This is a genomic window from Acinetobacter sp. (genome assembly GCF_050285345.1).
In the GTDB taxonomy this organism is placed as follows: Bacteria; Pseudomonadota; Gammaproteobacteria; order Pseudomonadales; family Moraxellaceae; genus Acinetobacter.
Map to the genome: position 1 here is coordinate 1 of NZ_JBLZXR010000057.1, position 3,462 is coordinate 3,462.

Consider the following 3,462-nt stretch of genomic DNA (forward strand, 5'->3'; position numbering starts at 1 on the left):
TGGCTACAACAATAAACCACATAGCAGCCTGAAACGCATTACCGACCCTGTGACTTTTAAAAAGCGTCATCAAAGTCCGTTAGAAGCGTGGAATGAAGCGTTAGAAATGGGCGCTCCGATTGACCGCGTGGAAGATTGGGATGCAGAGGATCTGTTTCGTCCATATGAAGAACGTAAGGTGCGCAGAGGTGAAATTGAGCTATTTGGCAACCGCTACTTTAGCCAGGATCTTTCTGAATATCACGGTGACACAGTACAGGTGGGTTACGACATCCACAATGCTGACCAAATTACGGTACGTGACGAAGATGGTCGCCTGATTTGCTATGCGAAATGGAATGCCAATAAACGGGCGTACTTCCCGCAAACCAAAGTTGAACAAGCACGTCAACGTCGTGCTGATGGTCGCTTACGCCGCTTAGCATTGAAGCAAGATGAAGTCTTGCAGGAAGTAAATCCTCAGAAAGTCATTGAACATATTGAAGATCAATCAACAGTAATTTTCACGCCTCGTGCTGAACGCTTAGTGCACCAAATGGCTGAGCCAATTTTAGTTGAACAGCCAATGCGTAGACCGACATTGGTGCAAGAAGCTACAGCAGAGCCTGTTGAACTGACCGCAAAAGAAAAAATGCAACGTTGGATTGCTCTTGATTCCAACGTAATGGCAGGGATTGAAGTGAATGACGATGAACGCAGTTTTTGGACAAGTTTCCAATTATCACGTGTCTTTAAGAGCTTCAAAGAAAATGACGTTGAGCTAATTGAATACTTAGCTCAACGTCAGGCGTAACGGTATTACCAGTATCGCTACATATTGTTTTTTATTGTCTGAGAACGACAAAACAACACTTAAATGGTGATTTATATGAACAGTAAAGTCAATGACAGCATGACGCAAGAAGCTGAAAAGCCGATGCTGCTTGCTGGCGGCTTAGCAAATACGCGCAATATTACGCAGCTGACGGAAGCAATCATGCGTACAAAAGAGCGCCATCACTTACTACCTGGCATTTCTTGTCTCTATGGTCCAAGCGGATCAGGTAAATCTACGAGTGCAAGTTACGTTGCAAATAATAACTTTGCATATTACGTCCAGGCTGCTTCAACAGACTCTAAAAAGTCTTTTATGCAGGCAGTTTTGCGTGAAATGCGTATACCAGGTGGAAAGACAATTCCAGAGATGGTGGAAGCTGTAAGCACTGAATTAGCTAAATCTGGCCGTCCACTGATTATTGATGAAGTCGATCATTTGGTGCGCGGCAATAAAGTAGAGCTGATTCGTGATTTATATGAAAAAAGTCAAGGTACGATCCTAATCATCGGTGAGGAATTTTTGCCGAAAAAATTGGAAAAATTCGAACGTTTTCATGGCCGAATGGCGCACTGGGTACAAGCTTTACCTGCTGATGTAAATGATGCAATTGCCTTATCAGCTGTATATGCCCCGAATGTTGAAATTCACATTGCAGTTTTTGAAAAGCTGATTGCTGAAGTACGCGGATCGACTCGCCGTGTATCAATCAACTTGGACCTGATGAATGAAGCAGCGTTAGAAACAGGGATTAAATCAGTCGATTTAAACAGCTTAAAAAAACTTTTACCAAGCGGGTTTGTTACTGGTGAAAGCCCTCGTCCACGTTCGTTTTAATTATTCAGATTTACAGGGAATTAAGAATGCTTTTAGAACAACAAGCTACTGAATCAAAAGTATATGCACCACGTCAACGGCTTTGGATGCAAATTTGCAGCCACCGTGACGACTTCACTCTGGTTGAAGTTGCTCATTTAGCAGAAATGAAGGAAGGCAGTGCTCGCTCTTATGTAAGGGGACTTGAGTTAGCTGGCTATATCGCAAAAACATACGAGGAAGATATTCCGAATAAGCGTGTTAAGCGTGTGCATTACAAGCTTGTTAAAGATATTGGCTTTTGGGGGCCAAGCGTGGATAAGGAGGGCAATGAAGTCCACCCTGCCCGCATTAACAATGCAATGTGGAACACGTTGCGCATTCATAAAACCGCAATGAATGCTGAGACACTCGCAGCGCTTTCAGACTGTGATGGGGAGTTGAAAATATCGGTTGGTACAGCAAATGAATACCTTCGCGCACTGTATTCAGCTGGCTACTTGGCATTGGTGCAAATGGCCCAGAACACAGTTGGCAAAAAAGCAAAGTACCGCTTGTTTGACCATATGAATACTGGACCTCTTTCACCGCAGATTCAACGTGCAAAGCAAGTGTTTGACCCGAACAAAGGCCAAGTGGTTTACCGCGATCAGCCTGAACTTGAAGAAGAGCGTTTACACGGAACAAAACTGGAGAAAGTGCTGTGAATAAACCTATAGATACTATTGAACAACATCGCCTGAAACTTTTCGTTGAACGTAACCGATTCAAAGATCTGGCTGACGGTTATGAGCGCTTGTTTGCTGAAGAACGTGCAAAAAATAACGCCTTAAAAATTGAAATTCATGACATCCAAATTCAATCAGCAATTGTTGTGTCTGTCTTGATTCTTATCATCATTCTCATGATTGGAGGATACGTCTTATGTCCAGAATTCCTGTCAATTCTAGCGACGACATTCCAGTTTGGAAGCAGCTAGTTTATCAAGAGATTGAAGCTCTCGGCAGCATTCAAAAAGTTGCTGATGCAATTGGATACGCACGGTCTAGTTTATCACTTGCCCTGCGTGACAAGTACGTAGGTAGTACAGATGCACTTGAAAATAGAGTGATTCTAGTTTTAGGCAATGTTATGTGCCCGTACTTAGATAAAAAAATTACACCGCAAGAGTGCCGTAGCAATAAATGCCGCGAAGCTCCAACCCAAAATCCTGTTGATATGCGTTTTTGGAGAAGCTGCCAAACATGTCCTGTCAGCAACAAGATAAAACCGAGGGATAAAGATAAATGGTAGATCTAGCTGATACAGCCAACGATGCAGCGGAACAACGCTTAGTGCGAGCGTTAGAAGACCGAACCACTTTTGATGCGCCTAGCGTGTCTGAGTGTGAAAACTGCGGAAATAACATTCCAGCAGAGCGACAAAAATTAGGTGGCGTGAAGTACTGCATCGAATGCAAAAGCGCTTTAGAAAAAAACTTAAAACATTACAGAAACTAAGGGTTTTATATGAATACAGCAGTGACGATTCCAGAGGGCTACCGCAAAGATGCACGCGGTCATTTGGTCCCAGAGTCAACGATTAAGCCAATTGACCTTGAGCGTGATGTTCTTGTTCAGGCGATGGTCAATCAAGCGAAACAAGTGCAACAGGCTATGCGTCATTTTAAAACTGCCGCATTTGGTGATATCGCAGCTTTTGTACAGCTTTCAGCTGAACAATATGATGTGAAAATCGGCGGGAATAAAGGCAATGTGACTCTTTACAGCTTTGATGGCAAATACAAAATTGTTCGTCAAAGCCAGGACAGCATCCGCTTTGATGAAAAGCTT

The 3,462-nt window shown here is 43.2% G+C and carries 7 protein-coding genes; all 7 read left to right on the top strand.

Annotated elements, in window-relative coordinates:
• Positions 1–793: Mu transposase C-terminal domain-containing protein (locus ACN6OV_RS05415; RefSeq protein ID WP_427950468.1), on the top strand; the 793-nt coding region annotated here is incomplete at its 5' end.
• A 75-nt stretch (positions 794–868) separates the two neighbouring features.
• Positions 869–1,651 carry an AAA family ATPase gene (locus ACN6OV_RS05420; protein ID WP_427950471.1) on the top strand — a complete coding sequence of 261 codons (783 nt, stop codon included), beginning with the start codon at positions 869–871 and terminating at the stop codon, positions 1,649–1,651.
• An 86-nt stretch (positions 1,652–1,737) separates the two neighbouring features.
• Positions 1,738–2,337, top strand: a complete 600-nt coding sequence (locus ACN6OV_RS05425; RefSeq protein WP_427950473.1) for a hypothetical protein — start codon at positions 1,738–1,740, stop codon at positions 2,335–2,337.
• Entirely contained in the window at positions 2,334–2,609 is a 276-nt protein-coding gene (locus ACN6OV_RS05430) for a hypothetical protein (protein ID WP_427950475.1), read from the top strand. The genes ACN6OV_RS05425 and ACN6OV_RS05430 overlap by 4 nt, the downstream gene beginning before the upstream one ends.
• Complete coding sequence (locus ACN6OV_RS05435; RefSeq protein ID WP_427950477.1) at positions 2,555–2,923, top strand: LysR family transcriptional regulator; 369 nt, start codon at positions 2,555–2,557, stop codon at positions 2,921–2,923. Before ACN6OV_RS05430 ends, ACN6OV_RS05435 begins: the two co-directional genes overlap by 55 nt.
• Positions 2,917–3,129, top strand: coding sequence for a TraR/DksA C4-type zinc finger protein (locus ACN6OV_RS05440; RefSeq protein WP_427950479.1), 213 nt, complete (start codon positions 2,917–2,919; stop codon positions 3,127–3,129). Before ACN6OV_RS05435 ends, ACN6OV_RS05440 begins: the two co-directional genes overlap by 7 nt.
• Before the next feature lie 9 nt (positions 3,130–3,138).
• Positions 3,139–3,462 (top strand): DUF3164 family protein (locus tag ACN6OV_RS05445; protein ID WP_427950482.1); only part of this gene is annotated, 324 nt, incomplete at its 3' end.